At 70.6% G+C, this 24,259-nt stretch carries 25 protein-coding genes; 11 read left to right on the forward strand and 14 right to left on the reverse strand.

Features of this window, described 5'->3' with window-relative positions; genetic code table 11:
* Position 1: 1 nt before the first annotated feature.
* Together glcF and GT007_RS12740 are read left to right on the forward strand one after the other, a co-directional pair.
* The gene (glcF, locus tag GT007_RS12735) at positions 2-1,300 is read left to right on the forward strand and encodes a glycolate oxidase subunit GlcF (protein WP_160122000.1); all 1,299 of its coding nucleotides are present in this window, start codon (positions 2-4) and stop codon (positions 1,298-1,300) included.
* Positions 1,301-1,360: 60 nt separating this feature from the next.
* A complete protein-coding gene (locus GT007_RS12740; RefSeq protein WP_160122001.1) occupies positions 1,361-1,975 on the forward strand; it encodes a YitT family protein in 615 nt (204 codons plus the stop codon).
* 7 nt (positions 1,976-1,982) lie between these two features.
* Here the strand turns inward: GT007_RS12740 and GT007_RS12745 are convergent, their stop codons facing one another.
* From GT007_RS12745 to GT007_RS12790, 10 genes are all read right to left on the reverse strand, one after another.
* A complete protein-coding gene (locus GT007_RS12745) occupies positions 1,983-2,978 on the reverse strand; it encodes an extracellular catalytic domain type 1 short-chain-length polyhydroxyalkanoate depolymerase (RefSeq protein ID WP_160122002.1) in 996 nt (331 codons plus the stop codon).
* A 69-nt stretch (positions 2,979-3,047) separates the two neighbouring features.
* Positions 3,048-3,233 carry a hypothetical protein gene (locus tag GT007_RS12750; RefSeq protein ID WP_160122003.1) on the reverse strand — a complete coding sequence of 62 codons (186 nt, stop codon included), beginning with the start codon at positions 3,231-3,233 and terminating at the stop codon, positions 3,048-3,050.
* Entirely contained in the window at positions 3,230-4,630 is a 1,401-nt protein-coding gene (locus GT007_RS12755; protein WP_160122004.1) for an amidase, read from the reverse strand. The genes GT007_RS12750 and GT007_RS12755 overlap by 4 nt, the downstream gene beginning before the upstream one ends.
* Positions 4,627-4,833: a hypothetical protein gene (locus GT007_RS12760; RefSeq protein WP_160122005.1), complete on the reverse strand. Its 207-nt coding sequence runs from the start codon at positions 4,831-4,833 to the stop codon at positions 4,627-4,629. The genes GT007_RS12755 and GT007_RS12760 overlap by 4 nt, the downstream gene beginning before the upstream one ends.
* 17 nt (positions 4,834-4,850) lie before the next feature.
* The gene (locus GT007_RS12765) at positions 4,851-5,009 is read right to left on the reverse strand and encodes a hypothetical protein (protein WP_160122006.1); all 159 of its coding nucleotides are present in this window, start codon (positions 5,007-5,009) and stop codon (positions 4,851-4,853) included.
* A 65-nt stretch (positions 5,010-5,074) separates the two neighbouring features.
* Positions 5,075-6,121 (reverse strand): class I SAM-dependent methyltransferase, encoded by a 1,047-nt coding sequence (locus tag GT007_RS12770; RefSeq protein WP_160122007.1) that lies wholly within the window; start codon positions 6,119-6,121, stop codon positions 5,075-5,077.
* Positions 6,122-6,166: 45 nt separating this feature from the next.
* Complete coding sequence (locus GT007_RS12775; protein WP_160122008.1) at positions 6,167-8,308, reverse strand: glycosyltransferase; 2,142 nt, start codon at positions 8,306-8,308, stop codon at positions 6,167-6,169.
* 233 nt (positions 8,309-8,541) lie between these two features.
* On the reverse strand, positions 8,542-9,522 hold the full coding sequence (locus tag GT007_RS12780) for a ketopantoate reductase family protein (protein WP_160122009.1): 981 nt from the start codon (positions 9,520-9,522) through the stop codon (positions 8,542-8,544).
* Entirely contained in the window at positions 9,519-10,307 is a 789-nt protein-coding gene (locus GT007_RS12785; RefSeq protein WP_160122010.1) for a creatininase family protein, read from the reverse strand. The genes GT007_RS12780 and GT007_RS12785 overlap by 4 nt, the downstream gene beginning before the upstream one ends.
* Positions 10,304-11,482, reverse strand: a complete 1,179-nt coding sequence (locus GT007_RS12790) for a M20 metallopeptidase family protein (RefSeq protein ID WP_160122011.1) — start codon at positions 11,480-11,482, stop codon at positions 10,304-10,306. The genes GT007_RS12785 and GT007_RS12790 overlap by 4 nt, the downstream gene beginning before the upstream one ends.
* A gap of 145 nt (positions 11,483-11,627) precedes the next feature.
* On the opposite strand from GT007_RS12790, the gene GT007_RS12795 reads away from it, so the two are divergent.
* The 4 genes from GT007_RS12795 (at position 11,628) to GT007_RS12810 (ending at position 15,736) form a co-directional block, all read left to right on the forward strand.
* A complete protein-coding gene (locus GT007_RS12795; protein ID WP_160122012.1) occupies positions 11,628-12,623 on the forward strand; it encodes a Bug family tripartite tricarboxylate transporter substrate binding protein in 996 nt (331 codons plus the stop codon).
* A 173-nt stretch (positions 12,624-12,796) separates the two neighbouring features.
* The gene (locus GT007_RS12800) at positions 12,797-13,399 is read left to right on the forward strand and encodes a hypothetical protein (protein ID WP_160122013.1); all 603 of its coding nucleotides are present in this window, start codon (positions 12,797-12,799) and stop codon (positions 13,397-13,399) included.
* 10 nt (positions 13,400-13,409) lie between these two features.
* Positions 13,410-14,912, forward strand: a complete 1,503-nt coding sequence (locus tag GT007_RS12805) for a tripartite tricarboxylate transporter permease (RefSeq protein ID WP_160122014.1) — start codon at positions 13,410-13,412, stop codon at positions 14,910-14,912.
* A 71-nt stretch (positions 14,913-14,983) separates the two neighbouring features.
* Entirely contained in the window at positions 14,984-15,736 is a 753-nt protein-coding gene (locus GT007_RS12810; RefSeq protein WP_160122015.1) for an SDR family NAD(P)-dependent oxidoreductase, read from the forward strand.
* Positions 15,737-15,780: 44 nt separating this feature from the next.
* Here the strand turns inward: GT007_RS12810 and GT007_RS12815 are convergent, their stop codons facing one another.
* Positions 15,781-16,149, reverse strand: a complete 369-nt coding sequence (locus GT007_RS12815) for a putative quinol monooxygenase (protein ID WP_160122016.1) — start codon at positions 16,147-16,149, stop codon at positions 15,781-15,783.
* Positions 16,150-16,284: 135 nt separating this feature from the next.
* Between GT007_RS12815 and GT007_RS23040 the strand changes: the two genes are divergently transcribed.
* Both GT007_RS23040 and GT007_RS12825 read left to right on the forward strand, forming a co-directional pair.
* Positions 16,285-19,068 carry an FAD-dependent oxidoreductase gene (locus tag GT007_RS23040; protein ID WP_201451909.1) on the forward strand — a complete coding sequence of 928 codons (2,784 nt, stop codon included), beginning with the start codon at positions 16,285-16,287 and terminating at the stop codon, positions 19,066-19,068.
* A 2-nt stretch (positions 19,069-19,070) separates the two neighbouring features.
* Positions 19,071-19,580 (forward strand): aromatic-ring-hydroxylating dioxygenase subunit beta, encoded by a 510-nt coding sequence (locus GT007_RS12825; protein ID WP_160122017.1) that lies wholly within the window; start codon positions 19,071-19,073, stop codon positions 19,578-19,580.
* A 218-nt stretch (positions 19,581-19,798) separates the two neighbouring features.
* Here GT007_RS12825 and GT007_RS12830 read toward each other — a convergent pair whose 3' ends face one another.
* From GT007_RS12830 to GT007_RS12840, 3 genes are read right to left on the reverse strand one after another with little or no spacing between them, the layout of a single operon-like run.
* Positions 19,799-20,380: a sugar transferase gene (locus GT007_RS12830; RefSeq protein WP_160122018.1), complete on the reverse strand. Its 582-nt coding sequence runs from the start codon at positions 20,378-20,380 to the stop codon at positions 19,799-19,801.
* Positions 20,373-21,581, reverse strand: coding sequence for an O-antigen ligase family protein (locus GT007_RS12835; RefSeq protein ID WP_160122019.1), 1,209 nt, complete (start codon positions 21,579-21,581; stop codon positions 20,373-20,375). The genes GT007_RS12830 and GT007_RS12835 overlap by 8 nt, the downstream gene beginning before the upstream one ends.
* Positions 21,578-22,474: a hypothetical protein gene (locus GT007_RS12840; protein WP_160122020.1), complete on the reverse strand. Its 897-nt coding sequence runs from the start codon at positions 22,472-22,474 to the stop codon at positions 21,578-21,580. The genes GT007_RS12835 and GT007_RS12840 overlap by 4 nt, the downstream gene beginning before the upstream one ends.
* A 116-nt stretch (positions 22,475-22,590) precedes the next feature.
* Here GT007_RS12840 and fdhD point away from each other — a divergent pair, with 116 nt between their 5' ends.
* The 3 genes from fdhD to GT007_RS22805 are packed head-to-tail and all read left to right on the forward strand — an operon-like array spanning position 22,591 to position 24,216.
* Positions 22,591-23,475, forward strand: a complete 885-nt coding sequence (fdhD, locus tag GT007_RS12845) for a formate dehydrogenase accessory sulfurtransferase FdhD (RefSeq protein WP_160122021.1) — start codon at positions 22,591-22,593, stop codon at positions 23,473-23,475.
* Complete coding sequence (mobA, locus tag GT007_RS12850; RefSeq protein WP_160122022.1) at positions 23,465-24,097, forward strand: molybdenum cofactor guanylyltransferase MobA; 633 nt, start codon at positions 23,465-23,467, stop codon at positions 24,095-24,097. The genes fdhD and mobA overlap by 11 nt, the downstream gene beginning before the upstream one ends.
* Complete coding sequence (locus GT007_RS22805) at positions 24,094-24,216, forward strand: hypothetical protein (protein WP_268894556.1); 123 nt, start codon at positions 24,094-24,096, stop codon at positions 24,214-24,216. The genes mobA and GT007_RS22805 overlap by 4 nt, the downstream gene beginning before the upstream one ends.
* Positions 24,217-24,259 lie beyond the last annotated feature (43 nt).

Here is a 24,259-nt window from a genome sequence, read left to right on the forward strand (position 1 = left end):
GATGCAAACCCATTTCTCCCCCGAGCAGCTCCAGGACCCGGAGCTGAAGGTCGCCAACGGCATCCTGCGCAGCTGCGTGCATTGCGGCTTCTGCACCGCCACCTGCCCCACCTTCGTGGAGCTGGGCGACGAGCTGGATTCCCCGCGCGGCCGCATCTACCTGATCAAGGACATGCTGGAGAGCGGCCGCCCCGCCAGTGAGCTGGAGGCACGGCATATCGACCGCTGCCTGTCCTGCCTGTCCTGCATGACCACCTGCCCGTCGGGGGTGCACTACATGCACCTGATCGACCACGCCCGGCGGCATGTGGAGGAAACCTATACCCGCCCGCTGCCGGAACGCGCGCTGCGCGCCGTGCTGGCCGCGCTGCTGCCCCATCCCGGCCGCTTCCGCTGGGCGATGCGGCTGGCGGCGCTGGCGCGGCCCCTGCGGGGCCTGGTGCCGGGGCGGGGCGTGACCTCCCGCCGGCTGCGCGCCATGCTGGAGCTGGCGCCGCAGGCCCTGCCGGCCGCCCGCCCCGTCACCGGCACCCACCCCGCCGAGGGCAACCGGCGCGGCCGCGTGGCACTGCTGGCCGGCTGCGCCCAGCAGGTGCTGGACCCAGAGATCAACGCCGCCACCATCCGCCTGTTGACGCGCATGGGGCTGGAGGTGGTGGTGCCGCCCGCCGCCGGCTGCTGCGGCTCGCTCACGCATCACATGGGTCGGCACGACCCGGCCATGGCCGCCGCGCGCGCCAATATCCAGGCCTGGGAGGCGGAGGCCCGCCAGGGCGGGCTGGATGCCATCATCGTCAATGCCTCCGGCTGCGGCACCACGGTGAAGGATTACGGCTTCATGTTCCGCGAGGAGCCGGAGGCCGAGGCCGCCGCCCGTGTCTCCGCCCTGGCGATGGACGTGACGGAGGCGCTGGCGAAGTTCGACTATGCCCCCAGCCGCGCGGCCCCGGGCATCACGGTGGCCTATCACAGTGCTTGCTCCCTGCAGCATGGCCAGAAGATCACGGCCCTGCCCAAGCAGTTGCTGACCCGGGCGGGCTTCACGGTGAAGGAACCGGCCGAGGGGCATCTGTGCTGCGGCAGCGCCGGCACCTACAACATGATGCAGCCCGAGATCGCGGCGAAGCTGAAGGCGCGCAAGCTGGCCAATATCGCCCGCACCGGCGCCAGCGTGGTGGCCGCGGGCAATATCGGCTGCCTGACGCAGATCGGCGCCGGCGGGCCGCCCACCGTGCACACCGTGCAATTGCTGGATTGGATGGCGGGCGGGCCCAAGCCGCAGGCATTGGCGGGGGTTTAGCCCTCGCTGCGGCGCAACACCGGGGCGGCGAAGCCCCCGGTGCCGCGCTACACTGCGCCCATGGCCACTTCCACCGCCCCCCATCGCCACACGCCCGTCGAGGATCTGGCGGCCCTCGCCCTGGGCTGCCTGTTCGTCGCCCTGGGCAGCAACCTGTATGCCGAGGCCCGCATCCTGACCGGGGGCACCGTCGGCCTGTCCCTGCTGCTGCACCAGGTCACGGGCATCAGCTTCGGGGCCATCTTCTTCGTCACCAACCTGCCCTTCTACTGGGTGGCGGCGCGGCGCATGGGCTGGCGCATCACGCTGCGCACCTTCGTGGCGGTGGGGCTGGTCTCTCTGCTGTCGCGCCTGACGCCGCTGTGGATCGGGTTCGAGCATCTGAACCCCATCTATGCCTCGGTCACCGGGGGCGGGCTGTTCGGCATCGGCATGCTGATCATGGTGCGGCACCGCATCGGGCTGGGCGGCGTGAACATCCTGGCGCTGTATTTACAGGAGCGCCACGGCATCCGCGCCGGCTACTTCCAGCTGGCCGTGGACCTGACCATCATGCTGGCCGCCTGCTTCGTGCTGCAGCCGGTCCAGCTCGCGCTGTCGGTGCTGGGGGTGGTGGTGCTGAACCTGATCATCGCCATGAACCACCGCCCGGGGCGCTATGTGGCGCTGAGCTGACGCCCGGTTACCGCAGCCCCCAGAAGTGGGCGATATGCAGCGCGGCCGGAACGCCGATATCGACCACCGAAGGCCCGGCGCGCCCGCCATCCAGCGCCGGTGCCACGGGAAAGCCGTGCGCCAGCCCCTCGATGGTCCAGGCCTCCACCACATCCTGCGCGCGGTTCCGCCAGGCCCGGCGCCTGATGCCGGGCGCGGGCGCCGTATCGGTGGCCGGCTCGGCGTCCAGCCCATGCACGCCGCTCCACTGGTCCGCGAGAAGTTCGGCATTCGCGGGGTCCACGGTGCGGTCGGCCAGGCCCTGCCAGATGGAGACGCGCGGCCAGGGCCGGTGGTCGCGCCCCGGTGAGATGGCGCGGACAGCGGCCACCAGCGCCGCGCGGGTGCTGAACGGCACCGCCCGGTACATGCGGCGCAGCGCCATCAGGGAGCTGTGGGCGGTGCCGGCCGGCAGGCCCGCCACGATCGCGCCCCCGGCGAAGACGGCGGGATAGGCGGCCAGCATGGCGGCCGTCATGGCGCCTCCCGCGGAAAGCCCGACGATGAAGACCCGGCTGCGATCGGTGCCGAGGCGCTTCATCGTGTGGCTCAGCATCTGGCGGATCGATGCCGCCTCGCCCCTGCCGCGCAGGACATCGCCGTCGAGATACCAATGGAAGCAGCGGTTGGGGTGGTTGGCGGCGCGCTGTTCCGGCAGCAGCAGGGGAATACGCAGCTGGTCGGACAGCGCCTGCCAGCCGGACGCGGCGGCGAAGCCCCGGGCATCCTGCCCGCAACCGTGCAGGACGACGATCAGGGCCGCCCCCGCCTTGGCGCCGGGCGGCAGGTGAAGGTGCATGTCCAAGGCGCCCGGGTTCGAGCCGAAGACCGAGGCCTTCGAGGGCGCCTTTTTGCGCCGCACGGCGCGGGCAGCCGGAAGCGCGGGGCTGGCGAGGCGCAGGACAGAGGATTGCAGCCGCGCCCAGGAGCGCGCCAGCCGCAGGAAGTTGGGTTTGCGCGCCATCTGGCTCCGCTCGGTAGGATACGTGGTTAACGCACCGGACGGGCCCGCGGCTGACCCTGGAAGGCGGGTTCAGCCGTAGCCGGTGAAGCCGAAGCTGTTCGCGGGTTCCGCCCCGAAGGGCCGTGGCGTGCGCAGCCGGCCCGCCACGCCCCGGACATGGGGCGCGGCCGAGGCCAGCAGGTCGAACCGCCGCGCCGTCGATCGCGCTGAGGGCAGCGCGATCCTGGGCCTTGGCGATGGTTGCGGCTCGGTCATGGCCAGCTCTCCGGCGGGCGGCGGGCGGCGTGATCCGTGGCGGTTTCCAGCGCGTGGGCGATGCGCAGCAGCGTGGCTTCGTCGAAGGCGCGGCCCGCGAATTGCAGCGACAGCGGCAGCCCGTTCGCCCCGAAGCCGCCGGGCACGCAGATCGCCGGATGGCCGGTCAGGTTGAAGGGCGCGGTCAGCGGCTGCTGCTTACGCCAGGGCAGTTCGTCCACCGCCGACAGGGCCGGCGCGGTGCCGGAGGCCGGGGCGCAGAGGATGGCGTCGCACCGGTCGAACACCGCGTTCATCTCCTCCGTCAGCAGGGTGCGCAGGCGCTGGGCCTGCACGTAATGCGGCCCGGTGACGAAGGCGCCGAGGCTGAGGCGCTCCCGCGTGACGCGGCCATACAGTTCGGGCGTGCGGCGCAGGTGGTCCTGATGGATGGCGAAGGACTCAGCGTGCAGGATGGTCCACATCGCGGCTTCCATGCGGCGCATGGGCGGCAGGGCCACGTCGATCACGGTCGCCCCCAGGGCGCGCAGCACGCACACCGCTTCCTCCTGCGCGGCCACGGATTCGGCGGACAGCGCAGCACCCTCGTTGAAGGCCCGGGCATAGCCGATGGTCAGGCCCTTGATGCCGTCCTTGAGGCCCGAGAGGTAGTCGCCCGGCGGCACGGGGGCGGAGCCGGGGTCGAGCGGATCATGCCCGGCCAGCACCTGCATGCTCAGCGCGCAATCCTCGGCGGTGCGGGTCAGCGGCCCGGTGTGGTCGAGGCCGAAGGAGAGCGGCACGACGCCCCGCCGGGACACGCGGCCATAGGTCGGCTTCAACCCGGTGATGCCGCAGAACACGGCGGGCAGGCGGATGGAGCCGCCGGTGTCGCTGCCCATGGCCATCGCCACCAGCCCCGCCGCCACCGCCGAGCCGGACCCCGAGGACGACCCGCCCGCGAAGTGATCCAGGTTCCAAGGGTTCTTCGCCGAGGGCCAGTGCAGCTTGTCGGTCGGCCCGCCGCGCGCGAATTCATGCGTCGCCAGCTTGCCCAGCAGCACCATGCCCGCGGCTTCAAGGCGCGCGGTGGTCTCGGCATCCTGGGTGGGGATGTTGCCCAGCAGCACGCGCGAATGCGCCGTGGTGGGCACGCCCGCCACGTCGTAGATGTCCTTCAGCGCATAGGGGATGCCGTGCAGCGGGCCGCGCCGGTGCCCGGCGGCCATCTCGGCCTCGGCGGTTTTCGCGGCGGCCAGCGCCCGGTCGCCGGTGACGGTGATGAAGGCGTTCAGGCGCGGATCCAGCGCCGCGATACGCCCCAGCGCCTGTTCGGTCAGCGCGGTCGGGGTGGTGCTGCCCTCCGCGATCATGTGGGAGGCTTCGGCCAGGCTGGGCAGCGGGGCGGGGGTGCTCATGCCCGGGGCTCCTCAAGCCGGAACTCCGCCAGCCTGGGGGCCGCGGCGGGTTCGACCGCCAGCGGCAGGGGTTCGTCCAGCACCTCCACCAGCTTCAGCCAGCTTCTGTAGGCATCGAGCATCACCGGATAGCGGTCCTCGGTGAAGCTGATGCCGGCGATGCGCAGCAGGGCCTGGAAGTCGGCCTCCGTGGTGTCGCTCATCGGTCGTCCTTTCCCAATCAGCCCATGCTGATCGGGGCCAGGTCCTGCGACCAGAAGCGTGGCCGCACGAATCCCTTCACCCGGCGGCTCATCGCGCGCGGATTTGGGTCATGTGCCACGAAAAGGAACAGCGCCTCGTCCACGATGCGGATGGAGGCAGGGCCTTGGCGCGGCATGAAAGCGCCGCGCCCGGGCATCAACGCCGGGGCGTCAACGGATGAATGCTATGTCATTCACGAATTCAGCCGCGTCCCAGCATCCGGCGCAGCGGCGCGGTCAGGCGCCAGCTGGTGCTGCGGTGTATCGCCTCCAGGCTCGCCTCGGCATCCCGCAGCACGGCCAGGGCGTGGTCGCGCTCGGCCAGCAATTCCCGCTCCCGCGCGATGCGGTGGTCCAGTTCCTCACGCAGTACGCGGGCGGTTTCCGCAGCCTCGGCGTTCAGGGCCTGGCGCAGGGCTTCTTTTTCACGGCTCTGCACCTCGCGTTCTTCCTCGCGGCCCAGATGCTTCCAGTGCTGCTCCTGCCAATCGAGGCGGGAGGTGGCGATGTAGTGGGTGGCCAGCGGCACCGTCACCGGCTGGTCGGAGCACACGGCCACCAGGTACACCCCGCGCGGCAGCCCTTCATTGGTCTCGAAGGCATCCTCGCCGCGCTGCTCGAAGGTCATGGTGCGGGGTTCGGCCGCCGCGGGCTCCGTCGCCGCCAGCACGGAGCCGATCATGGGCCGCTGCGCCATCAGCACCACATGCGGGAAGACGGCGCGCAGCCCCGCCTCGAACTCCGCGCGGGACAATTCGCGCACATGGTGCATGTTCGCGCGGGAACCCTCGGGCGAATACACCTCGCGCTCCGGCGTGCTGATCAGCAGCTTGCCGCCCGGGCGCAGCACCCGCCGCGCCTCAGCGTAGAACAGCTCATGCTCATAGAAATGCTCGAGCGTCTCGAAGGAGGTGAGCAGATCGACCGAGGCATCGGGCGCGTCCAGTTTGCGGGCATCGCCCAGCGCGAAGCGCAGGTTGTCGCGCTTGTAGTTCCGCGCGGCATGGGCCACCGCCTCGATCGAGACATCCATGCCCAGCACGGAGGTGGCGACCTGGGCCATCATCGCCGCGCCATAGCCCTCGCCGCAGGCGATCTCCAGCACCTCCTGCCCGCGCGCCATCTCGCGCGCCAGGAAGTAGCGGTGCAGGTGCTCGATCTCGATCTGGCCGCGGATGGAGCCGGTCATCCGCTCACCCGTGAAATGCAGCTCGGTCTTGGCGCGTTCGCGCGGGAAGATTTCGCCCAAGGCGGTTCTCCTGTGCCCCCGGTCGGGGGCGGTCAGCGGGGCGGCTCAGCCCGGATGGGATGCGGCGCGGGCGGCGGCGGCCGAGAAGGCATCCTCCAGCGCGCGGCTCATGGCGGCAAGGGTAAAGCGCCCCTCCACATAGGCCCGTTGAGAGCGCGAGCGCGCGGCCCACAGGGCCTCGTCCTCCAGCAGGCGCAGCACGGCGGCGGCGAAGGCGGCGGGATCGTCGGTCACGTCGCAGGCCTGCTCCACATCCGTCAGGCCCTGGGCGCCGGTGGTCGTCATCACCAGCGGCACGCCGGAATGCAGCGCCTCCACCACCTTCATCTTCACCCCCGCGCCGAAGCGCAGCGGGCAGAGGACCACGCGGGTGCCGGCATAGCGGCGGGCCAGCTCCTCGTCGCTGACGAAGCCCGTCACCTCGGTCAGCGCGTCGGCCAGGGCCTTCACCTCCGCGGTGGGGTTGGAGCCGACGAGAGAGAGCCGCAGCCCCGGCCGCTGGGCGCGCAGGATGGGCATGATCTCCCGCACCAGCCACTGAGCCGCGTCCACATTGGGGGAGTGCCCGAAGCCGGCCACGAACATCACGCCATCACGCCCCGCGGGCGTCATCGCGGCGGTGCTGGTGGGGGGCAGGGCATAGGGTACGATGCCGCTCGCCGGCACGCCGGGTTCCAGCCGCCGGACCTCGATCGCCTCGTCCTCGCTGGGGTAGAGCACCAGGTCCACCGCGCGCCACACCGCGCGCTCGCGGGCCTGCATCTCCTCGGCCTCCCGCAGGCAGGTCTGGCTCTGGGCCGCCTCGGCCTCGCGCCGCATGCGGGCATGGTGCAGGTCGTGGCCATAGAACACCACCGGGGCCGAGCAGTGCTGGCGGATCAGCGCCAGGTTTTCCTCCGCGACATGCGGGCGGGAGAGCAGGATCTCGTCGATCTCCGCGCCCTGTTCCTGGATGAAGGCGCGGAAGCTGCCGTACCAGGGCGTGTAGAACACCTGCACGCCCATCTGCTGCAGCGCCCGGGTATAGCCGGGGGTGGCATAGCCGTTGGTGGGCCAGAATTTCACGATGCGGCCGGTGGCCTGCAACGCCTGGATAAAGGCCAGCATGGTGCGGGAGCCGGCGTCGCGGTCGGGCTCGGGCACGTTGTTGTCCATCACCAGCGTGACGCGGCTGCCGAAGGCGCGGTCGCGCGCGCGCATCACATGGGTGCCGCCGGGGAAATGCCCCGCCAGCTCCGCCGCCCAGCGGGCGTGCAGCTTGGCGGTGTTGGCCACCTGATAGGCCTTCAGCCCCGCATTCACGTCCCGCCCATGGCTGACGCCTTCATAGTGAATGACCTGGGCCTCGGGCTGGTACAGCACCTTCATCCCCGCCGCGCGCAGGCGGAAGGCCAGGTCGCTGTCCTCGCAATAGGCGGGGACGTAGTGCTCGTCGAAGCCGCCCATGCGGTTCCACACCGCCAGCGGCAGCATGATGGCCGCGCCGGAGATATAGTCGGCCTCTCGCAGGTAATTGTATTCGGGCTTGGTCGGGTCGTCCCGGTGGCCATAGTTCCAGGCCGAGCCATCCTGCCAGACGATGCCCCCGGCCTCCTGCTGGTAGCCGTCGGGGTAGAGCAAGCGGGCGCCCGCCATGCCGGCCTCGGGGTGGTCGCGCAGGGTCCGCACCAGCGCGTCGATGGCGCCGGGCATCACCTCGGTGTCGTTGTTCAGCAGGAAGATGAACTCGCCCCGCGCCCGCTTCGCCGCATCGTTGCAGGAGAGCAGGAAACCCAGGTTCTTCTCGCGCTCCAGCAGGCGCAGCCCGGCCACCCGCCGCAGTTCGGGGATGCGCGGATCGCCCGAGGCATCCTCGGCCACGATCACCTCGATGGGCGTCTCGGGCGGGAACTGCGCCAGGCTGTTCAGGCAGAGCAGCGTGTAGTCCACCTGGCCATAGGTGGGGATCAGCACCGTCACCACCGGCGTCTCGCTGACGCTCAGCCGGATGGCCTCGGGCTTCGGGGCCTTCTTCAGGTCAGGCAGGCCGAGTTCCGCGCGCAGCATGCTGGGCCGGCGGGGCAGGCGCAGCCCGATGCGGGACAGCAGGTAGTCCAGCCGGGCCAGCAGGGGTTCTTTGCGCTTGCGCAATTCCGGGAGAAGTTCCGCGGTGAGTGTCCAGCCGACCAGCCGGCGCGCGCGCCTCATTTGGCGAGAGACCCAGCGCCGCCCCGGCCTTGGGGGCGGTCGCGGCGCTTCCGGCTTTGGCATGACAGGCGACGTGGCGTTCAATGCTGCGGAGTCCTGATCGATGGGCGTGCGGATGGCCTGAACACGCCAGGATGTCCAGTCCCGCAACCAGAAGTAGTTCTCCGTTCAATACGAGCGGTTTGCGTCAGCAATGGGGCCGCGCCGCCTCGATGGCGCGGTCGGGGTCGGGATCAGCCCTGATACAGCCCGGCGGCCTGGGCGGCCTGCCGCGCCAGCGCCACGCACAGGTCCAGCGTGGGCGTTTCCACCCCCGCCTGGCGCGCCAGCAGCAGCGGCAGGTCGAAGATCGCCGCCACCTCCATCGGCCGCCCCGCCTCCAGGTCCTGCAGGATGGAGGGCTTGTGCGCCGTGTCCACGCTGCGGGCGAAACGGTCCTGCGCGTTGATCTGCAGGGGGATGCCCAGCCCATGGGCGATGGCGATCGATTCCTCCAGGCTGCGCAGGGCGGCGGCGCGGATGGCGGGCTCGGCCAGGGTGGTGCGCATGTCCTGCCGCGACAGCACGCATAGCGGCCCCTGGGAGAGGTTGCCGATCAGCTTGGCCCACAGCTCCGTGCGGATGTCGGGCACCGCCTTGGCGCCCAGCCCGCCGGCCTTCAGGATGCCGGCGATGGCTTCCGCACGGGGCGAGACCGTCCCGTCCGGCTCACCCAGGATGAGGCGGGAGGTGGGGCTGCGCACCTCCACCACCCCGGGCTCGGTCACGGTGCAGGCGGACCACACCACGCCGCCGATGGTGCGTTCGATGCCCACGGCCTGGCGCATGGCGTCGCCGGGATCGACCTGCGGCAGGCGGGTGCCCTGGTTCGGCCCGCCTTCGGAGTCGTAATACCACCAGGGAATGCCGTTCACGACGAAGGTCACGCTGGTTTCGGGGCCCAGCAGCGGCGCGATGCTGGCCGCGACCGAGGGCAGGGCCGTCTGCTTGGTGGTGACCAGCACGGCATCCTGCGGGCCCAGCGCCGCCGGGTCCGCCGCGGCACGGGGCATGCAGTGCAGTTCGCCGTCCGGGGCGCGGACGGTGATGCCCTTTTCCTGGATGGCGGCCAGCTGGGCGCCGCGCGCCACGATGGACAGCTCGGCGCCGCCCTTGGCCAGGCGGCCGGCCAGGTGGCTGCCGATGGCGCCGGTTCCGAAGACGCAGATCTTCATGCGGGATTGTCCTTCATCGCGGCGAGGCTGTCACGGATGGCGGCCGCCAGCGCGGCGACCACGTGTTCGCCATGTTCGGCGGTGATGCCGCGCGGGTCCGGGGCCTGCACGCCGCCGGGCGCGATCTCCTCGATCCGCGCCGGGATGGCGAGGTTCATGTTCCCCATCCGCAGCGTGCCGAAGCCTGAGACAGCGTGGCCGAACAGGCTGCCGGCGCTGGCGCGCGGGGCCAGCTCCCACGGGCGGCAGCGTTCGGGGAACAGCCGCAGCGTCGTGCCCAGCACCGGGTTGCCGCCATGGCCGATGGTCTCGGGCGGGACGCCGAAGCCCGTCAGCAGGGGCGTCACCTCCCGCCAGATGTGCAGGGCGGGCACGACGAGGCCATGGGCCTCACGCAGGCGGCGCTGGACTTCCTCGACCGCGGGGATGTTGCCGCCATGGCCGCTGACGATCAGCAGCCGCTTCGCCCCGGACAGGCGCAGCGCCTCCAGGCATTCCCCGATCACGGCGGCGAGCGTGGCGTGGCTGAGCGCGATGCCGCCGGGCACGCCGCGGAAGAAATCCTCGCCGCCGAAGGGCAGGGGCGGGGCGACCAGCGCATCGTCGCCGGCGGCCTTCGCGGCCTCGGCGCCGGCCAGCGCGATGGCTTCGGCCAGCAGATAGTCGCCCATCGGCGTGGCGGGGCCATGCGTCTCCGTGCTGCCGAGCGGCAGCATGACGGCGGCTCCGGCGGCGATGCGGGCCGAGACCTCGGGCGCGGTCAGTCGGGCGATGGAGTGGCTCACCGCAGGCGCTCGGCCACGATCCGCGTCAGCGCCCGCACGCCCAGGCCGATGCAGGCCTCGTCCGGCTGATAGAAGGCGTTGTGCAACCGATCCGCCCGGCCAGGCGCCCCCGCGCCCACCAGCAGATGAAAACTCGGCACCCGGTCGGCGAAGGCCGAGAAATCCTCGGCCCCCATGGAGGGGTCCTTCTCGATCAGCGGCTTGCCGAAATGCTGGGCCACGGCGGCGATCGCCGGTTCCAGCACAGTGTCGTCGTTCATCAGGGAGGGCACCATGCGGCGGTAGTTGATCTCGGTCTTCACACGCATCGCGGTGCCGACCCCTTCGCACAGGCGGCGGATGGCGCTCTCGGCCACGTCGCGCGCTTCCTTGTGCAGGGTGCGGACGGTGCCCTTCAGCGCCACGCGCTCAGGGATGATGTTGTAGGTGGTGCCGCCCTGGAACATGCCCACCGTCACCACGCAGGGGTGGATGGCCTTCTGCTCGCGGCTGACCACGGTCTGCAACTGGGTGACCAGATGCGCCGCGGCCACGATGGGGTCCACGGCGGCATAGGGGTGGGCGGCGTGGCCCGACTTGCCCTGGACCACGATGTCGAACCGGTCCGAGGCGGCGAGCGCCGCGCCGCGCACGAAGCCGAATTCGCCCACCGGCATGTCCGGCATGTTGTGGAAGCCGATGGCCAGATCGAGCCCATCCGCCGCGCCGTCGGCGATCATGGCGGGCGCGCCTTCCAGCACTTCCTCGGCCGGCTGGAAGATCAGGCGGATGGTGCCCGCCAGGTCGGGGGCCAGGGCCTTCAGCACCTCCGCCGCGCCCAGCAGGGTGGTGGTGTGAATGTCATGCCCGCAGGCGTGCATCTGGCCGTCGATGGTGCTGGCGAAGGCCTGGCCGGTTTCCTCATGGATCGGCAGGGCGTCCATGTCCGCCCGGATGGCGATGGTGGGGCCGGGGCGGCCGCCCTTGATCTCTCCCACCACGCCGGTGCGGCCCACGCCCGTGCGGTGCGGGATGCCCAGGCGCGTCAGCTCCGCGGCGACGATGCCGGCGGTGCGCACCTCCTGGAAGGCCAGCTCCGGGTGGCTGTGGATGTCGCGCCTGATCTCGATCAGCCGGGGCTCCAGCGCCCTGGTGGTGTCATCGAGGAAGGCCTGGATGTCATTGGTGATCGCCATGGGTGCCCCGCGCGCCGAGTGTGCTGCCTGTCGGTATCCGCCGCCCGGCGGCTTGAGTCCAGATCGTGAGCGCGATCCTGACTTGGAGGGTTGATCGTACAAGTCAGGGCTGCGATAGCTTGCGCCATAAGGTTGGGAGTAACCCATGTCCAAGATCGCGCGCCGCGGGCTGATCGCCCGGGCTGGCCTTGCTGTTCCCTTTCTGGCGGCGCCCCTGCTGGCGCGGGCCCAAGGTGGGGCGCCAGGATTTCCGAACGGCCCCATCCGGCTGATCGTGCCCTTCGCGCCCGGCGGCAGCACCGACCTGGTGGCCCGGCTGATCGCCACCCCCCTGGCGGAGCGGCTGGGTGTCGCCGTCACCATCGACAACCGCGCGGGGGCCGGGGCCACGGTGGGCAGCATCGCCGCCATGCAGGCCAACCCCGATGGCCAGACCCTGCTGATGAGCAACATCGCCAGCCAGGCGATCGCGCCCTTCCTGTATCCGGGCCTGCGTTACGATGTGATGCGGGATTTCACGCATATCGCCATGGTCACCACCAACCCCTCGGTGTTCGTGGCCAATAAGGATTGCGGCATCCGCACCATGGCGGACCTGGCGCGCATCCACCGCGCGAGCGCGGAGGGGCTGGACATGGCCAGCTCCGGCGTGGGTTCATCCAATCATATGCTGATTGTCATGCTGGGCCAGCTGCTGGGCAAGACGGTCAACCACATCCCCTTCCGCGGCGCGGGGCCGGCCATGACCGCCGTGATCGCGGGCCAGGTGCCGATGATGAGCGACAGCCTGCCATCCTCCGCCGCCTATCTGCGCCAGGGGGTGGTGAATGCCATCGGCATGGCGAGTCCCGAGCGCCATCCGCTGTTCCCGGATGTGCCGACGCTGCGCGAACAGGGCTTCGACCTGGCCAGCACCAGCTGGTTCGGACTTTCCGGCCCGGCCGGAATGCACGCGGCGGTAGTGGAGCGTTTGAATCGGGAAGTGGGCGTGATCCTCTCCAACCCCGACGTTCAGCTTCGGTTCAGGGAACTCGGCGGCACGGCGCAGGCGATGCAGGCATCTGAATTCCAAGAATTTGTGCGGCGCGAGATGGAAAAGTGGGGTCCCGTGGTGCGCGCTTCGGGTGCCCGTGTGGAATAGTCCTTGTAATGTTGCGGTGCAGCATGGGTTTCGGCAATCCTGTTGCGCTTGGGGCTGGACGCGCGCAAGACGATTTGCATGATGGCGCAAACCCGCTAAGCCCCGGCTGGCGCATCCCTAGTTTGCGGGATGTGCCTCCCCCGTGGGCTGGATGGTCTGGGAAAGGCTAGAGGATGAAAATCAATCAACGGGACATCGCCTCAGGCGTGTTCCTGATCGTGGTTGCCGCGATCGGCTTGTGGCTCAACACCGAGCACACGATGGGAACGGCCCGCCGTATGGGCCCTGGTTACATGCCATGGCTGGTGTTCTGGCTGCAGATCGCGCTTGGCGCCGGCGCTGTGCTGGTCGGCCTGGCCAGCGGCCCCGAGAAGATGCCCCGCTGGAAGACCGACGAGATCGGCGCCTTCGTGGGCAGCCTGGTCGTGGGCTTCGCGGTGTGGTGGCTGCTCAGCGGCACCGAGGGCTTCCTGGGCACCGGCTACAACGCGCTCGGCGTGGGCATGCTGGCTGGCTTCCTGGTTCTGAGCATCTCGCCCGGCTGGCGCTTCCTCGGCATGATCTCGGCCTCCATGGCCATCTTCGCCCTGCTGCTGGAGCGGTTCGGCTTTTTCGCGGCGCTGGCGGGCATCATCATCTGCTCCTGCCTGCCGGAACGCGACCACACCAAGAGCCCGCTCGGCGTGCTCGGCCTGGTCGCCTTCCTGCTCGCGCTGTGCTGGTTCGTGTTCATCTACGAGCTGGATATCCGCGTGAACCTGTGGCCGACCGCCTGAGGGAAATGACATGGAACTGCTTCTCAGCAACCTCGCGCACGGCTTCGGCGTCGCCGTCACCTTCACCAATCTGGGTGCGGCGCTCCTCGGTGCGCTGATCGGCACGGCGATCGGCGTGCTGCCGGGCATCGGCCCGGTGGCGACGATCTCGCTGCTGCTGCCGATCACCTTCGGCATGACGGCGACCACCGCCATCATCATGCTCGCGGGCATCTTCTACGGCGCCCAGTACGGCGGCTCCACCACGGCCATCCTGCTCAACCTGCCCGGCGAAGTCTCCTCGGTCGTGACCACGCTCGAGGGCTACAAGATGGCCCGCAACGGGCGCGCGGGCGCGGCTCTCGCCACCTCGGCGATCGGCAGCTTCTTCGCGGGTTCCGTGGCCACCATCCTGGTCGCGGCCTCTGGCCCGCTGCTCACGCAGGTGGCGCTGTCCTTCGGCCCGGCCGACTACTTCTCCCTCATGCTGCTCGGCCTCATCATCGCCTCGGTGCTGGCGCAGGGCTCGGTCATCAAGGCCATCGGCATGGTGGTGGTGGGCGTGGCGCTCGGCCTGGTCGGCACGGACGTGCAGACCGGCCAGCAGCGCTTCACCTTCGGCATCCCTGAACTGTCCGACGGCATCGGCTTCGTGCCGGTCGCCATGGGCATGTTCGGCATCGCCGAGATCGTGCTGAACCTGGAACGCCCGGAAAGCCGCTCGGTGCTCTCGACCAAGGTCGGCAGCCTGTGGCTGACCCGCGAGGAGTTCCGCCGCGCCATCCCGCCCGTGCTGCGCGGTACCGTGATCGGCAGCTTCCTGGGCATCCTGCCCGGTGGCGGCGCGTCGCTCGCGGCCTTCGGCAGCTACATGATGGAGCGCAAGATCTCCAAGGGCCGCCACCAGTTCGGCAACGGCGCCATCGAGGGCGTGGCCGGTCCGGAATCCGCGAACAACGCGGCCGCCCAGACCAGCTTCATCCCGCTGCTGACGCTCGGCATCCCCTCCAACGCCGTGATGGCGCTGATGGTGGGCGCGCTGATCATCCAGGGCATCCAGCCCGGCCCCCGCATGGTGGAGGCCCAGCCGGACCTGTTCTGGGGCCTCATCGCCTCCATGTGGGTCGGCAACCTGATGCTGCTCGTGATCAACCTGCCGCTCATCGGCATGTGGGTCAGCCTGCTGAAGGTTCCCTACAAGTACATGTACCCGTCCATCCTGGTGTTCTGCTCCATCGGTGTGTACTCGCTGAACAACAACGTGTTCGACGTGTACATGACGATCGGGTTCTCCCTCTTCGGCTACCTCTGCAACAAGCTGCGCCTTGAGGCCGCTCCGTTGCTGATCGGCTTCGTGCTGGGCCCGATGATGGAAGAACACCTGCGCCGCGCCATGCTGCTTTCCCGCGGCGATGCGATGGTCTTCCTGCAGCGCCCGATCTCGGCCACGCTGCTGGGCATCGGCGCCGCCGCCCTGCTGGCGATGGCCCTGCCCTCGCTGCGCAAGGGCAAGGACGCCGCGCTGGCCGAATAAGGCCAGCCCGGAGGTTCACAATCAGCGCCTCGGAGGGCAACCTCCGGGGCGTTTTTCATTGGGGGGTTGGGATGGATCTGCGGCTTCAGGGGCGCGTGGCGCTCGTCACCGGGGCGTCGGCCGGGTTGGGGCGCACCATCGCCCGCATCCTGGCCGAGGAAGGCTGCCGCCTGGCCATCCTGGGCCGCCGCCGCCCGCTGCTGGACAGCCTGGCCGCCGAGCTGCCCGCCACCGCCGAGACCCTGGTCATCGAGGAAGACATCACCGACCCTACGGCCGCCGCGCGCATCCGCGATGCGGTGCTGGGCCGCTTCGGCTGCTGCGACATCCTGGTGAACAACGCCGGCGGCAGCCGCCCGCAGCCGGACCTGGGCGCGCCCGAGGTGTGGATGGAGGCGATGGAGCTGAACTTCCACGCCGGGCTGCGCATCACCCACGCCCTGGTCCCCGCGATGCAGGAACGCCAGTTCGGCCGCATCATCAACATCACGGGCCAGGACGAACCGCACAACGTGAACGCGGCCAACGCCCCCAACGGCGCCGTGCATATCTGGGCCAAGGCGCTGTCCCGCACCCTGGGGAAGGACGGCATCACGGTGAATTCCATCCCGCCCGGGCGCATCCATTCCGAGCAGATCGACAACCGCATCATGCCCACGCCCGAAGCGCAGCGCGCCTGGGCGGAAACCCAGGTGCCCGTCGGCTACATCGGCGACGCAGAAGACCTGGCGGTGCTGGTGGCCTTCCTCGCCTCGCCCCGCGCCCGCTACATCACCGGCCAGGTGGTGCACGTCGACGGCGGCACCCGGCGGTTCTCGCACTGAGGCAGGGTGGCGCCGCGGGGGCTTTGCCCCCGGCCCCGGTGGCGCTACCCCGCCTTGTTCAGGATCTCCTCCGGCGTGGACGACACCACGTTCACGTAGCGCGGCTTGAAGGCTGCCGGGCCGCCTTCGATGTACTGGATGAATTCGGGCTTCATCGCCTTCAGCACCGGCAGGATGGCCGCGTGTTCCTCGATGCTGGCCCATTCCGCGATCAGGAAGAAGCGCGTCTTGTCCGTCGCGTCCTGGCACAGCACCCCATCCTTCCGCTGGGCGGGGGATTTGTGCATGGGGTTGTCGTCGCCGTAGTCGAACGCCTCGAACAGGCGGATGAATTCCTCCTGGAAGCCGTCCTTCACATGGAAGTCGTAGATGTGGAGAATGTTGCCGCGCTGGGCGAGCGGTTCCTGGGCCATAGCGTTGCCTTTCTGCCATCCCGGTGTGCAATTAGAGGGTATACTGACGAATTGATCCGGCGCAATGCCTGTTGCGCGGGCATGGCGAAATCCTCAATATACTGAGCATCTGGGGCTTCGATGGAGGGGCCGCGCATGGCGTGGCAGATGGCGGCGCAAGCGTCCGCGCTGAATGAGGGGCAGGTGCTGGGCGTGCGGCTGGGCGAGACCGAGGTCGCGCTCTACCGGCTCGACGGGCAGGTCTTCGCCACCCATGGCGTCTGCACCCATGCGCTGGCCTTCATGAAGGATGGCTTCCTGGAGGATGGGCAGATCGAATGCCCGCTGCACCAGGGCCGCTTCGACGTGCGCACGGGCCGCGCGCTCTGCGCCCCGCTCAGCCGCGACCTGCCGACCTATGCGGTGGAGCGGCGCGGGGCGGAGATCTGGGTGGATTTGGACCAGCCCGGCCAGGCCGCGCCCAGGCCCGCGCCCCAGCCCCTGGCCAGCGAAACCCGCCGCCTGGTGGTGGTGGGTGCCGGCCAGGCCGCGGCCGCCGCCATCCGCGCGGCGCGGGAGGCCGGTTTCGCCGGCCCCATCGCCCTGGTGGGCGAGGAACCGCATCTTCCCTACGAACGCCCGCCCCTGTCGAAGGAGGCGCTGCTCGACCCCGCAGCCGCCATCCCCGATTGCCTGGACCCCACGGCGCTGAACGTGGACCTGCATCTGGGCCTGCGGGTGGAGAGCGTCGGCGAGGGGCGCGTCACCCTCTCGGGTGGCGCGGTGCTGGAATACGATGCGCTGCTGCTGGCCACCGGCGGCCGGGCGCGGCGCCTGTCGGTGCCGGGCGCGAACCTGCCCGGCGTGTTCCACCTGCGCACGCGGGAGGACGCGGAGGACATCGCCCGCGCCCTGCGCCAGGCCCGGCGCGTGGTGGTGGTGGGCGGCGGCTTCATCGGGCTGGAACTGGCCTCGGCCGCGCGCCGGCTGGGCGTGGCCGTCACCCTGCTGGAACAGGCGCCCGAGCTGATGGCCCGCCTGCTGCCCGCCCCGATCGGCGCCGCCTTCCGCCATCTGGCCGAAAGCCACGGCGTGGAGGTGCGGCGCGGCCTGGCGGTGGAGGCCATCGCGCAGCATGGCCAGGCCCTGCTGGTCTCGACCGGCGAGGAGCATTTCGAAGCCGACGCCGTGCTGGTGGGGGTGGGGCTGGAGCCCGACACCGCCCTGGCCGCCACCGCCGGTTGCGCCCTGAAGGCCGGGGCCGTGGCGATCGACGAGGCGGGCCGCACCTCCATCCCCGGCATCTGGGCGGCGGGCGATTGCGCGGCCTATCCCACCGCCCTGCGCGGTGCCGCGCGCCGGCTGGAAAGCTGGCAATTCGCCGAGGATTCGGGGGCCGCCGCCGGGCGTTCCATCGCGGGCGCCGCGCCCCAGCCCCTGCGAAAGCCCTGGTTCTGGTCCGACCAGTTCGGGGTGAACATCCAGATGCTGGGCCTGCCCCTGGCCACAGACCGCGTGGCCCGCGCCGGCGCCTGTTTCCACACCGCCGATGCCGCGGGCCAGCCCACCGCCATCATCGCCTTCAACGACGCGGCCGCCATCCGCGCCGCGCGCACCGCCCTGACCATCCCCGCCGAGGCCCGCTGGCTCGACCAGCCTGAGGAGGAACCGCCCATGGACACGCATGCGGAAAATCGCGGCATCACCCTCTCCCGCCGCTACGCCTGGCCCGCCGAGGGCCTGACCCGCATCCCGGACTGGGTCTACACCGACCCCTGGATCTACGAGCGCGAGGTGGAGCGCATCTTCAAGGGCCGCAGCTGGAACTACGTGGCGCTCGAATCCGAGATCCCGAATTCCGGCGACTATATCCGCAGCCATGTCGGGCCCACCCCCGTGGTGGTCTCGCGCGCCGAGGACGGCAGCATCAACGTCTTCGAGAACCGCTGCACCCACCGTGCCGCCGAGTTCTGCCGGGAGCTGAAGGGCAATGTCGCGGAATTCGTCTGCCCTTATCACCAGTGGACCTATGACCTGAAGGGCAACCTGCAGGGCGTGCCGTTCCGGCGCGGGGCCGCGGGCAAGGGCGGCATGCCGGCCGACTTCAAGGTGGAGGATCACGGCCCGCGCAAGCTGTCCGTCACCACCCATCGCGGCGTGGTCTTCGCCAGCTATGCCGACGACATGGAAAGCTTGGCCGACTATCTGGGCCCCGAGGTGATGCGCGAGTTCGAGGCCACCTTCGACGGCCGCAAGCTGGTGATCCTGGGCCATTACCGCCACACCCTACCGGGCAACTGGAAGCTCTATCACGAGAACCTCAAGGACCCGTATCACGCGACCCTGCTGCACACCTTCCTGGTCGCCTTCGGCCTGCTGGTGGCGGGCAACCGCAGCCTGATGCTGGCCGATGCCAGCGGCCGGCATGGCGTGATGTGCTCGGCCAAATCCGACCCGTCCAAGATCGCGGCGGAGGACAAGAAGGAAATGCGGGCCTTCCATGACGGCATGAAGCTGGAAGACCCGCGCATGATGGATTTCTTCGACGAGTTCGACAGCGAATGGTCCGTCACCATGTCCACCATCTGGCCGAACCTGATCGTCCAGCGGGAGATGAACACGCTGGGCATCCGCCAGATCGTGCCGACCGGCCCGAACGAGTTCATCATGAAATGGACCATGTTCGGTTTCGAGGGCGACACCCCCGAGATGACCGCCCACCGCCTGCGCCAGGGCAACCTGATGGGCCCCGCGGGCTTCCTGGGCCTGGAAGACAACGAAGCGATGAAGTTCGTCCAGGACGGCATGCTGCGCGTGCCGGACGGCGAGCACTATGTCGCGCTCGACCCCGCGACGCCGGAGGGCACCTCCGACACGCTCATTTCCGAATCCGCGATCCGCGCCATGTACCGCCATTGGCGCGAGGTGATGGGGCTCTGACCATGCCGGACACGCTGACCCTGGACCCGCGCCTCTCGGCCCTGCTGCTGCGGGCGGAGGTGGACGCCTTCAACACCGCATACTGCGCGGCGCTGGACGCGCAGAAGCTGATGGAATGGACGGAATTCTTCACCGAGGACGCGTTCTATTCCGTCATCAGCCGGGAGAATTTCGACAGCGGCCTGCCCGTGGGCCTGATCCATTGCGAGGGCCGCGCGATGGTCAAGGACCGCGCCTTCGCCCTGCTGAAGACCGCGATGTTCGGGCCGCGCTACCTGCGGCACATGGTCTCCAACCTGGCGGTGGAAGCCCCCCGCGCGGATGGCAGCTTCGAGGCGCGGGCGAACTACATCGTGTTCGAAGTGCTGACCGACCGGCCCGATGCCCGCATCCTGCAGGTGGGCAGCTTCCTGGACGTGTTCCGGCGGGTGGATGGGGCGCTGAAACTGGCGTCGCGGCGCTGCGTGTACGATACGCTGCTGGTGCCGACGGCGCTGTGCATTCCCGTGTGAGCAAGGACGAGAGGGCGCTGCCCTCTCGTGCTCTCCCGCAAAGGGTTGTAGCAACCCTTTGAGCCCATGGATTGGCGCCATTTTCATTATAAATATCAATGGGAAGTGCCTTTCCAGGACCCGCGCCAAACTGATGGGGTCCAGGGGCCTTTCGGCTCCTGGCGGGTGTCCAGAGGGCAGAGCCCTCTGGTGGGGTCCGGGGGCAAAGCCCCCGCCTTTCACCCCCTGAATTCCGGCATGCTGGCATGCCCTTCCGCCGTCACCCCTTGCCCGCCCAGCACCACCCGCGCGCAGGCCAGGATGATCCTTGCATCCCGCCCCAGCGTCACCTTGCGGGCGTAATCCGCATCCAGCCGCAGGCGCAGGGCCCAGGGCACGGCGTTGCGCCCGGCGGCCTGGGCCAGGCCGCACAGGCCGGGGCGCACCGCCAGCCGCCGGCGTTGCCGGGCGGAGTAGCGCGGCACATAGGCCAAGGGCAGCGGGCGGGGGCCGACCAGGCTCATCTCTCCGCGCAGCACGTTCAGCAGTTGCGGCAACTCGTCCAGCGCGCTGGCGCGCAGGGCGCGGCCGAAGCGGGTCAGGCGGGCGGCGTCCTCGCCGGGGCCCGCCAGCATGCTGCGCAGCTTCAGCACGGCGAAGGGGCGGCCATGCAGCCCCGCGCGCTGCTGCCGGAACAGGATGGGCCGGCCGAGGCACAGCCACACCCCCAGCGCGGCCAGCCCCAGCAGGGGGACGGCCAGGGCCAGCAGGGCCAGGGCGCCGGCGATGTCCAGCGCGCGCTTGCCCCAGGCCTCATACATCCAGCCGCTCCACCGCGACGGAGAGTGCCAGGCCCAGCGCGAACCAGGCCATGCGGTTGGTCAGGTCGGTGGAGACCATGACGGTGATGGCCATGGGCAGCACCAGGGCCAGGATGCGGGCGGCGCGCCCGGCCTCCAGCCGCCAGGCGCCCGCGAGCAGCAGCGCCAGCCCGCCGCCGAAGGCACCGAGCCACAGGAGTAGGCCGGGAAAGCCGCCCTCGGCCACGGCCTCCAGCGCGTGGTTGTGCGGGTACATGCCGGGGTTCACGCCGAAACCCGCCGCCTGCGGAAAGCCGCCGGGGCCGAGGCCGAAAGGCTCCGCCAGCCGCCAGGCGGCGGACCACAGCTGCAGCCGGGCCTCGGGCGCGGAGCCGGGGTCGCCCATCAGCCGGTCGAGCGTGCGCAGGCGCTCCGCGCGTTCGGGGTCGAGCGCCACCACGGCCAGGGCGGCGGCCCCCGCCAGCCCCACCAGCGCCAGCCAGCCCAGCGCGGCGGCGGGCCGGCGGGCGACCCACAGGCGAAAGGCCGGCACCAGCGCCACGCCCGCGCCCAGCACCAGCAGCGCGGCGCGCCCGCCCGGCAGGAACACGCCGCCCATCAGCGGCAGGGACAGCGCCAGCCAGAACAGCCGCGCCCGGGTGCCGCGGGCCTCCACACAGCGCAGCACGGCCAGGATGGCGCCGCTGGCCATGGCCAGCCCCGCCAGCTGGTACTGCACGCGCACGCGCTGCAGGTCCTCCGGGCCCCGCCCGCCCAGCTGCACGCTGTCGGTCGCCAGCCCCCAGGCCAGGGCGGCCGCCACCAGCAGCCCGATGCCGATCACGGCCGCCACCAGCAGGCGGCGGGCGGTGGGGTCGGCGCCCACCAGCAGCCCGGCCAGCAGCATCAGCGGGCCCATCAGCACCAGGGGGGCCAGCTTCTCGATCGCGGCTTGGCCATTGGGGGCCCAGGCGCCGGCCACCACCCACCACAGCCACAGCCCGGCCGCGGCCAGCGCCGGCAGGGCGATACCCCGCCCCAGCCGCCAGCCGCCACCGGCCAGCATCAGCGCCAGCAGCGGCAGCAGCGCGGCCAGCGCCAGCAGAGTGATATCCAGCGGCGCGCGGGCCAGCAGGGGGGATGTCTTCAGCGCGCCCGCGTAATGCAGGGTGGCGGCCGCCATCCCGGCCAGCCCCGCGAAGGCGGGGGCGGCCCTGATCATGCATCCACCCCGTGGCGGGCGCGCGCGGCCTGGCGGCGGGGCAGGGCGGGCAGCCAGGGCGGCGGCGCGGGGCCCCGCAGCAGCGCCACGCACAGCGCCAGCACCAGCACGAAGCCCGGCACCGCCACCCCCAGCAGCGCCAGCAGCAGCGGCCGGTTGGGCACGCTGGGCCGGATCTCCACCATGGGGGCGGAGACGAGCCGCGCCGCCACCACCGCGTCGGCCGCCACCACCAGCGCGGCGCGCTGCTGCTGCGCCAGCAGGTCGAACAGGGCGCCGCGCTGGTACAGGTCGCGCTCCTGCGCGATGCGGGCGTTCAGGGCCTGGATGCGGCCCTGGGCCAGCAGCAGCAGGTCGTCGCGCACCTTGGCCTCGGCGAAGCCATGCAGGCGGCGCAGCATGTCCAGCGCCAGCGCCCGGTCGCGCCAGGGCAGGGTGATGGACCAGGTCATCGCCGCGCCATCCTGGTCGGTGGCCAGCGAGCGGTCGAGGAAGCCGCGCAGATCGTCCAGATCGGCCTCGATGCGCAAATCCAGCGCGCGGCGCAACGCGCCCATCGCGCCCTCGGCCCGGCGTTCGGTCATCTGCGCCAGGATGGGGGTGTCGCGGGCCAGCATCTCCGCCGCCTCGGCCGAGCCCAGCGCCGAGAGATACACCGCGAAATTGCCCCCCGGCCGGCTGTCCAGCAGGCCCGACTGCATCAAGGGCACCGGGGAGAGCAGGGCGGAGGTGGCCATGGAGGTGGTCTCGGCGGGTGCCACATCCATGGCGGCGACATAGCTGCGCGGCCAGGACCAGATCAGGCTGGCCGCGGCGGCATAGAGCAGGACCACCGCCGCCAGCATGCGCCAGCGCCAGCCCCACACCCTCCGCAGCAATTCCTCCAGCGGCATCCTGCCCCGCGATGAAGCTCTCGCTTACTGATGCGTGCAAAAGGCGCGCCGTGCAACCATTCCGTGCATCGCGGCCACCCCTTGCGCCGGGCCCCGCGCGGGGGCACCTGCGAGGGATGGCCCCCTTGCTCGTCCAGCCCGACCCCTCCGACCCGCGCCTGACGCGGCGCGTCACCGGCATCGACCAGACCGGCGCGCCGGTCGAGACCGCCGTCACGGTCGAGCGCCCGCTGACCCTGTACCTGAACGGGCAGGAGATCGTGACGATGATGACCATCCTGGACCGGCCGGAGGATTTGGCCGTCGGCTATCTGCTGAACCAGGGCATGCTGAAGGCCCATTCGGTGGTGGAGGGCGTCGATTACGACGAGGACCTGTCCGTCGTCGTCGTCCGCACGCCGGAGCGCACGAATTTCGAGGAAAAGCTGCGCAAGAAGACCCTGACCAGCGGCTGCGCCCAGGGCACCGCCTTCGGCGACCTGATGGAGGATTTCTCCGAGGTGCGGCTTCCGGCGGAGGCCGCGTTGCGCACCTCCGACCTCTATCGCCTGCTGCACGCCATCAACACCCTGCCCAGCCTGTATCTGGAGGCAGGCGCCATCCATGGCTGCGCGCTGTGCCAGGGCGACCAGCCGCTGGTCTATATGGAGGATGTCGGCCGCCACAACGCGGTGGACAAGATCGCGGGCTGGATGTTCCGCAACGGCGTGGGGGGCGGGGACAAGCTGTTCTACACCACCGGCCGGCTGACCAGCGAAATGGTCATCAAGACGGTGCGGATGGGCATTCCCATCCTGGTCTCGCGCTCGGGCTTCACCGCCTGGGGGGTGGAGCTGGCGCGGGAGGCCAACCTGACCCTGATCGGCCGCTGCAAGGGCAAGCGCTTCACCGCGCTGGCGGGGCTGGAGCGCATCGTCTTCGACGCCGACCTGGCCTATGTGCCCGAGGAAAGCGCGAAGCACTGGCGCAAGAACAGCCGGGAGGCCGGCGATGAGGGCTGACACCGCCGCCGTGGTGCTGGCCGGGGGCCTGGCGCGGCGCATGGGCGGCGGGGACAAGCCGCTGCGCGAAGTGGCCGGCCGCACCATGCTCGACCGCGTGCTCGGCGCCCTGCGCCCCCAGGCCGCCCCGCTCGCCATCAACGCCAATGGCGACCCCGCGCGCTTCGCCGCCTGGGGCCTGCCGGTTCTGCCCGACCCGATGGAGGGTTTCCCCGGCCCGCTGGCCGGCATCCTGGCCGCGATGGATTGGGCCGCGGGGCTCGGCCTGCGCTGGGTGGTGACGGCGCCGGGCGACAGCCCTTTCCTGCCCGCCGACTACATCGCCCGCCTGCACGCGGTGCGACAGGAAGCGGGCGTGCCGCTGGCCTGCGCCGAATCGGGCGGCCACACTCACCCGCCCTGCGCCCTGTGGGAGACCGGCCTGCGCGACGCCCTGCGCGATGCCCTGGCCGGGGGCGAGCGCAAGATCGACCGCTGGACCGCGCGGCACGGCGTGGCCCATGCGCAATGGCCCAGCCTGCCGCTTGATCCCTTCTTCAACGCCAACACATGGGAAGAACTGGCGGAGGCCGAGGCACTTCTGCATAAGGCCACAGCCAGTCCTTCGAGGAGCCAGCCATGAAAGCCATCCTGTTCGGCATCGCCGCCGCCATCATCATCGCCGCCGGTGCGGCCTATGTGCTGGATACCAAGGTGCAGCGGACCGCCGAGAGCTTCCACACCCAGGGCGTGCGGCTGTAGGGCTGTCTCAGGGGCTTCGCCCCCGCACCCCGACCAGGGGCGC

The organism is Rhodovarius lipocyclicus (genome assembly GCF_009900765.1).
GTDB classification, from domain to species: domain Bacteria; phylum Pseudomonadota; class Alphaproteobacteria; order Acetobacterales; family Acetobacteraceae; genus Rhodovarius; species Rhodovarius lipocyclicus.